The 7837-nt window shown below is 64.0% G+C and carries 5 protein-coding genes; 3 read left to right on the forward strand and 2 right to left on the reverse strand.

The window, feature by feature from the left end:
* Positions 1 to 381 (reverse strand): TolC family protein (locus AC1DS5_RS24820; RefSeq protein WP_477720907.1); only part of this gene is annotated, 381 nt, incomplete at its 3' end.
* 154 nt (positions 382 to 535) lie between these two features.
* On the opposite strand from AC1DS5_RS24820, the gene AC1DS5_RS24825 reads away from it, so the two are divergent.
* From AC1DS5_RS24825 to AC1DS5_RS24835, 3 genes are all read left to right on the forward strand, one after another.
* On the forward strand, positions 536 to 1216 hold the full coding sequence (locus tag AC1DS5_RS24825) for a transglutaminase-like cysteine peptidase (protein WP_477720908.1): 681 nt from the start codon (positions 536 to 538) through the stop codon (positions 1214 to 1216).
* Positions 1217 to 1292: 76 nt separating this feature from the next.
* A complete protein-coding gene (locus tag AC1DS5_RS24830) occupies positions 1293 to 3206 on the forward strand; it encodes an EAL domain-containing protein (RefSeq protein WP_477720909.1) in 1914 nt (637 codons plus the stop codon).
* A gap of 80 nt (positions 3207 to 3286) precedes the next feature.
* Complete coding sequence (locus AC1DS5_RS24835) at positions 3287 to 4273, forward strand: transglycosylase SLT domain-containing protein (protein ID WP_477720910.1); 987 nt, start codon at positions 3287 to 3289, stop codon at positions 4271 to 4273.
* A gap of 103 nt (positions 4274 to 4376) precedes the next feature.
* Here AC1DS5_RS24835 and AC1DS5_RS24840 read toward each other — a convergent pair.
* On the reverse strand, positions 4377 to 7837 hold a 3461-nt coding region (locus AC1DS5_RS24840), incomplete at its 5' end, for a beta strand repeat-containing protein (protein WP_477720911.1).

Consider the following 7837-nt stretch of genomic DNA (forward strand, 5'->3'; position numbering starts at 1 on the left):
GACTTCCTGCAGCTCGTAGTAGCGCGTGAGCTTGGCGTAGCCGAGCCGCTTGACCTCGTTGGGCGTGAACAGCCCGTCAAACAGCATCTGGTTGAGCGTGAGCGTCGTGCCACGGAAGTTGTAACGGCCAAAGTCGGTCAAGGGCGTCTCGCGGCTCTCGCGGCCGGTGCCGGCGCGCAAGTCGATCTGGGGGAAATAGCCGCCGCGGGCCACGTCTCGTTCGTTGCCGGCGGCCTGGAAGCCGTGCCAGCGGGCCTGCACCTCGGGGTTGCTGACCACCGCCTTGCGCGCTGCGTCCACCATGGGCTCAGGCAATGTTTGCGCCTGTGCTGCCATGCTGGTCAACACGGCCGCAGCGATTATTGAAAAGTTCGCTTTCATGCAACCACCTTGTTAATTAGTGTTTCGAGTTAGCGTTTATAGCTTCAAAATGTTGCTTTGAATATCCCCTATTCAAGGGATGCCAATCACCTACGCACCAGGTTTGCTGCCCCGCCGGCTTTCGGTTAGGCTTGCCGCCATGTGGAACGCTGCCATGACACGTCAAGGCCTTCGCGCCTGTCTCGTGCCTTGGGGCAGGGGGTGCTTGCTCGCCCTGCTGGTGGCGCTGGGCGCGTCGGTCGCGGCGCCAGATCTCGACAAGACCCAGGCCTTGGCCATGCAGCGCTATGGCTCGCGGGCTGCCGAGACGGTGGTGGCCTGGCGCCGGCTGATTGAAGAGTCGCGCGCGCTGCCCGATGCGGACAAGCTCGACAAGGTCAACACTTTCTTCAACCGGCGCATCCTGTTTGAAAGCGATGCCGTCATCTGGCAGCAGGAAGATTACTGGGCCACTCCGCTCGAGTTCATCGGCCGTGGCGCCGGTGATTGCGAAGACTTCTCGATAGCCAAGTACGTCACGCTGCTGATGCTCGGCATCGGCAACGATCGCTTACGCCTGATTTACGTCCGCGCCCGCATCGGTTCGACCACGACCGTGGCCCACATGGTGCTGGGGTTTTATCCCCAGCCGACCGATGAACCACTGATTCTCGACAACCTGATCAGCAGCGTGCGCCCCGCCTCGATGCGCAGCGATCTCGCACCGGTCTTCAGTTTCAACAGCGCCGGCTTGTGGGTGGGAGGGGGCACCTCCTCCCTGGCCGACCCCACGACACGCCTGTCGCGCTGGCGCGATGTGCTTGACCGTATGCGCCAGGAAGGCCTGTCGCCGTGACCCCTTCAACCCCGATCCCTTCACGTCCTGACTCACTCACGTCCTGATACATTCCCTTACTCAGCGAGTTACCACCATGTCCCTTATCAAACAGCTCTGGATCGCCATCATCGTGGTCATGACCATTGCCTTCGGCGGCAGCATGGTCGTCAGCGTGTTGTCTGCGCGCCACTATCTGGAGCAGCAGCTGCAAGTGAAGAACATCGACAACGCCACGGCGCTGGCCCTGTCGCTGTCGCAGCTGCCCAAGGACCAGGTCACGGTCGAGCTGCAGGTGGCGACCCAGTTTGACGCCGGGCACTACCGCTTCATTCGCATCGTTTCGCCCACCGGCCAGACACTGGTGGAGCGCATCTTCACCGGTCAATTGCAAGGCGCACCGGCCTGGTTCGCCGCGCTGATCCCGATCCGCGCAGCGCCCGGCCAGGCCCTGATCCAGGATGGCTGGAAACAGTATGGAACGCTCACCCTGGCCAGCCACGAGCAATATGTGTACAAGAGCCTGTGGGACGGCACGCTGGAGCTGCTGCTGTGGTTTGTGCTCGGCAGCGTGATCACCGGCATCGCCGGCACGCTGGCCATACGCTTCATCACACGGCCGCTGGGCGACGTGGTGGGCCAGGCTGAGGCCATTGCAGAGCGCCGCTTCCTGCGCATCGCAGAACCGCGCACCCCCGAACTGCGCAGCGTGGTGCGCGCCATGAACAGCATGGTGGAGCGCCTGAAAGCCCTTTTCAGCGAGGAGGCCGCGCGCCTGGAAGCGCTGCGCCAGAAGGTCAACCTGGACGCGCTGACCGGACTGTCCGGGCGCGAGCATTTCCTGTCGCAACTGCGCGAGTTGCTGGTGGGCGAGGACTCCGGCGCCGAAGGCGTGCTGATCATGCTGCGCGTGAAAGACCTGAACATGCTGAACGCCCGGCTCGGCCACCAGCGTGCGGATGTGCTGCTCCAGCAGCTCGGCGGCGTGCTCAAGGACAGCGCACAAGAGCATCTCGGCCAGCAGGCCGGGCGCCTGAAAGGCGGTGAATTTGCCCTGGCCTGTCCGGGCGTCACCTCGCCGGTGCAAGCCGCCAACGAGTTGGACCAGCGCCTGAACCAGGTCTGGCTGCCGAACTGGGCGGCCGAAATGCCCGACCTGTTTCACCTGGCGGCCGTATCCTACCAGCGCGGACAGGCCATCGGCGATCTGCTCAGCCGCGCCGACGAAGCCCTGGCACTCGCCGAGGCCCAGGGCCCGAACAGCTGGCATGCCAGCGATATCGACAGCGGCCGCGCCGCACGCCCCGCCGAGCAGTGGCGCAGCCTGCTGACCGAAGCCGTCGCCAGCGGCAAACTGCGGCTCGCCTTCCACCGCGTAGTCGGCAGCGGCAACCTTGCGGCCATCCACCAGGAAGGCGTGATTCGCCTGCAAATCGACGACGCCGGCACACTGCTGCCCGCCCGCGACTTCATGCCGATGGCCGCGCACCTCAACCTCAGCGCGCCAATAGACCTCGAGGTGGTCAGGCTCGCCATAGCCCACCTGCGCACCACGGCCGGCGACATTGCCGTCAACCTGTCGGCCGAAACCATCGCCGACTTCAGCTTCCGCTATGAGCTCAGGATGCTGCTGGAATTCCACCCCGAGATGTGCAAGCGACTGCTGTTCGAGGTGCCCGAGCAAGGTGTGTTCAAACAGTTCGATGCCTTTCGCGACCTGGTTCTTACCCTCAAACCACTGGGCTGCCGCGTCGGCATCGAATACTTCGGCCAGCGCTTTGCCGAAGGCGACAAACTCGCCGACCTCGGCCTGGACTACATCAAGGTCCACCCCAGCTATGTGCGAGACATCGCCCACAACCCGGGTAACCAGGAATTCCTCAAGGGCCTGTGCAACGTGGCACGCAATTTCGGCATCGTGGTGATAGCGCTCGGCGTCGAGTCCGACAGCGACCTGCCGCTGCTGGCCTCGCTCGGATTTGACGGCGTAACAGGACCGGGTGTAAAGTAACCAACTGTTAAAAGGCCGTGGCCGGTTCCAATTCCGATTCCTCATGCCACGCCGCATTGATTGGAATTGCCGTGAACTGCATGAAGTCCGTGCCTGCCAGATGGCCCCTTGGGCTCATTGGGGCCATTGGCCTGGTCTGGGCTGCATGCATCCCCGCGGGCCCGGTGCACGCGCAAGACCTCCGCGCACTGCAGACACCCACCGCCGTGCTGGCGGACGAACCGCCCGCGCTGCGTCGTCTGATGCAGCAGGCCAACGAGCTGGAGTCGGCGGTCGACACGGATGACAACGCCTGGCGCGCCGCCGTACTCTATTGCGAAGCATCCCGCTCAGGCAGCATTGAGGGGCAGTATCGCCTGGGCGTGCTCTATGCCTTTGGCAAAGGCGTCCCCGAGAGCCGGCCGCTCGCTGCCGCCCTGTTTTCCCAAGCCGCCTCGCAGGGTCATGCGCAGGCAGGCAAGATGCTCGACAGCGTTCAGCTCAGTTCAGCCGAACTGCCCGCCTGCGTGACGCAGGCCCAGTTGCCCGAGAAGGCGCCAACACGCGTTTTCCGGGATCTGCAGCTCGATTTAGCGTCCGGCAACACGCCCTCCATCGATCAGTTTCTGCAGGCCCTGCCGGCCCGCAAGCGCTGGGTGATCCCGCTGGCGACGACGCTGAGTGCGTGGTATTCGCTCGACCCCAGGCTGGTCCTCTCCGTCATCGCCGTGGAGTCCAACTTCGAGTCCGGCGCCCAGTCGCCCAAGGCGGCCATGGGGCTCATGCAACTGATTCCCGACACCGCCGAGCGCTTCAATGTGCGCAACGCCTACAACGCCACGCAGAACATGCGCGGCGGCATGGCCTACCTGCGCTGGCTGCTGGCGTACTACCGCGGCAACATCGCTTATGCGCTGGCCGCCTACAACGCCGGAGAGGGCCGGGTGGACCGCTACAAGGGCATACCGCCCTTCCCCGAGACCCGTGCCTACGTGCGCCGCGTGATGGGCCTGTACGGGCGCAGCAGCCACGACTTTGACGAGAGCATCACCGACGCCTCGCCGTGGCTGCGCCCCAAAGTCCCCTAAGTCGGTCAATCCGGTCAGCCAAATCTCAGCCGCATAAAAAAAGGACAGGCCACTTGCGCGGTCTGCCCTGCAAAAACCAGCCCGGCCAGCGGGCGGCCGACGATCAGACGTCGGTTTTCAAATTGCCGTCAGCCAGCAACTTGGTGATGATGGCCGAGTCGGATGTCCCTCCCGCCGCAGCCTGCAAAGCCGCATATTGCACATTTTCCAGCGTGATGGTCTGCGTGACCGCACTGCCAGCACCAGCCGCATGAACCGAGATCAGTGTCTGGCCGCTGCCATTGGCAGAGAAGTCCAGGTACGCATCCAGGCTGCCTGCGTTGGCGTGCTCGGAGCTCAACAGGTCCTTCAGGTCCAATGCATCACCACCGATGCCGAGTGTGAAATCCTTGATCACATCGGCGGCCGGCGTTCCGACGGTGCCTTGATCACCCAGGCTCCACTTGAACGTATCGGAACCCAGACCGCCCGCCATCATGTCGTCCCCTGCCCCGCCAGTGATCGATTCACCTGTCGAGGTACCCAATATCGCATCACCGGCACTGGTTCCCGAGATCGGGTCGCCAGCACTTCCGCCCAGCAATTGGATATTCAGCGTCTGTGACGCCGTCAAATCGCCGTCTCCATCCGTCCCAGAAACACTGAACTGCAATACCTGCTCGGCCGGGAGAAGATTCTGACTGTACGAAAAAGAATCCACCTTTGCGTTCCCGCCCGTCACATTAAATGTGATCGTCGAAAAATCATTCAAAGGATTAATGGTGAATGACCCATCAACTCCGAAGGTAACCAGGCCGGCGTCCCCTGCATCAGTGGACCACGACATGACAAAGTCAGAGCTGGACTGCTGCTTGACCGCAAACGACACACTGTCCACCTGGTTGCCGGCAAACGTGACGCTGAAGTCATCGCCCGGGTTCAGGTTCCCGTCGTTCACGCCAAAACCAGCGCTCGTCGGCTTGATCTGGTCCCCGCCCAAACCGGTGAAGGTGATGGCATCTGCGCCAGTCCCCAGCGTCAGCGAAGGCACTGCCGCACCGCCCTGGACACTGCCAAAATCAGCCACCTTCGTCACCGACGGACGCGGGTCGATCAAATCGAATTCGTACGTCCCATCGGGGTTGATGGTCAGGGCAAAGAAGTTGGTCGTGCTGGCGCCGGTTCCGGCTGTGATGGTCGTTGATCCGTCGAGGTTGTGCTGTACGGCGGAATAATTGACACCACTCAGGCTTGTCAACGCGGACAAATTGATGACCCCTTCCCCATCTGCGCCGAAGGTCATATCGTGGGTGCCAGAAAGCACCCCTGCCTGGTTCGCAATAATGCCGTAATCAATTTGTGTGAACGTCGGCGCGTCGTCGTTGAAGGTCACGTTCAGCGTGCCGGTGGTGGAGCTGCCGTCGCTGTCGGTCACCGTGTAGGTGAGGCCTACGACCGGCGCGCTCGTTTCATTGTTGCCAGCCGCTTGCAGCACGTTGTCCACCAGCGTCAGCGTGTAGGCGCCTGTGGTCTGGTTCACCACCACATGGAACAACTCGCCACGCGGGCCGGTCGCCGTCAGTGTGCTGCCGCTCCACGTGTAGTTCACCGTTTCAGTGCCCACCGTGCCGCTGGTGCCGTTCAGCGAGGCAAAGTTGACCGTGCCCGCGCCGTCGCCGCCGAAACTCAAGGCCAGCGTGCCGGCATAGATCGCCTCGCTGGCGTTGCTGTCGCCGCCCTGGTTGGCGTTGATGTCGCCCGTGGTGCTGGCAGGGTTGCCGCCGCTCAGGCCGTCGTCATCCACAAAGGCCGCCGTGGTGCCACCCGTCGGGGTGTTGGCGTCCAGGCTGTCAAAGCTGACGGTGCCCGTGGTCGTGTCGCCGTCGCCATCGGTGACGGTGAAGGTGAAGTTGTCCAGCGGCTGGCTGCTGGTGTTGCTGTTGGCCGTGTAGGTGTACGCCCCCGTGGCAGCGTTCACCACCAGCTGGCCGGTGCCGGTCGTCACCGTGATCGTGCCGCCCACCGGCGCAACACCGTTGATGGAGGTGATCGAGGCGCCGTCCGCGCCCGCCACGAAGTCAAACGTGCCGCCGACGCTGGAGCCTTCGTTCACCGTGACCGTGCCTTCATTGCTGGCCGTCGGCGCATCGTCGTTGAAGGTCACGTTCAGCGTGCCGGTGGTGGAGCTGCCGTCGCTGTCGGTCACCGTGTAGGTGAGGCCTACGACCGGCGCGCTCGTTTCATTGTTGCCAGCCGCTTGCAGCACGTTGTCCACCAGCGTCAGCGTGTAGGCGCCCGTGGTCTGGTTCACCACCACATGGAACAACTCGCCACGCGGGCCGATCGCCGTCAGCGTGCTGCCGCTCCACGTGTAGTTCACCGTTTCGGTGCCCACCGTGCCACTGGTGCCGTTCAGCGAGGCAAAGTTGACCGTGCCCGCGCCGTCACCGCCGAAACTCAAGGCCAGCGTGCCGGTATAGATCGCCTCGCTTGCGTTGCTGTCGCCACCCTGGTTGGCGTTGATGTCGCCCGTGGTGCTGGCAGGGTTGCCGCCGCTCAAGCCGTCGTCGTCCACAAAGGCCGCCGTGGTGCCGCCCGTCGGGGTGTTGGCGTCCAGGCTGTCAAAGCTGACGGTGCCCGTGGTTGTGTCGCCGTCGCCATCGGTGACGGTGAAGGTGAAGTTGTCCAGCGGCTGGCTGCTGGTGTTGCTGTTGGCCGTGTAGGTATACGCACCCGTGGCAGCGTTCACCACCAACTGGCCCGTGCCGGTCGTCACCGTGATCGTGCCGCCCACCGGCGCAACACCGTTGACAGAGGTGATCGAGGCGCCGTCCGCGCCCGCCACGAAGTCAAACGTGCCGCCGACGCTGGAGCCTTCGTTCACTGTGACCGTGCCTTCATTGCTGGCCGTCGGCACATCGTCCACGATGTCCACGGTGATGGTGCTGGTCACCGTGTTGCCGTTGGCATCCGTCGCCTGGTAGGTGAAGGTGTCGCGGTTGTTCTCGGTGTTGGTGCCGTTGTTGGCATCCGGGCTGGTGTCAAAGCGCTGCGTCAGCGTGTAGCTGTAGCTGCCGTCCGCATTGAGCGTCAGCGTGCCGAAGCTGCCTGCGGCCGGGCTCGTCAGCGCGTAGCTGTAGCCGCCTGCACCGCCGCTGACGTTGCCCACCAGCGTGCCGGCCGCCGTCTCGGCCGTGCTCGACGGGTTGCTGCCCGTGGCCAGCGCCGCTTCGTTGACCGTGATGTCGTCGTTGCTTGCCACCAGGCCGGCGTCGGTCAGCGTGATCGTCAGCGTCGTCGTGCTCAGGTCGCCGTCGCCGTCCTTGATGGTGTACACAAAGGTGTCGGTCGCACCGGCCGGCGGCACCACGTTCGGGCTGCCGTCGTAGCTGTAGCTGCCGTTGGCCTGCAGKGTCAGCGTGCCGAAGCTGCCGGCAATGACCGTGTTCACGCCCGTCTGCACCGCCGTCGTGGTGTCGCCTCCGGCCACCCGCACGCCCACCACGCCGCCACCGGCTGCCGCGCCGTCGGCGCCGAACACGTCGTCCGTGCCGTCCGTCAGCACGTTGCCGCCCACCACAGCGC

It is taken from the genome of Polaromonas sp. P4_H1, assembly GCF_056400945.1.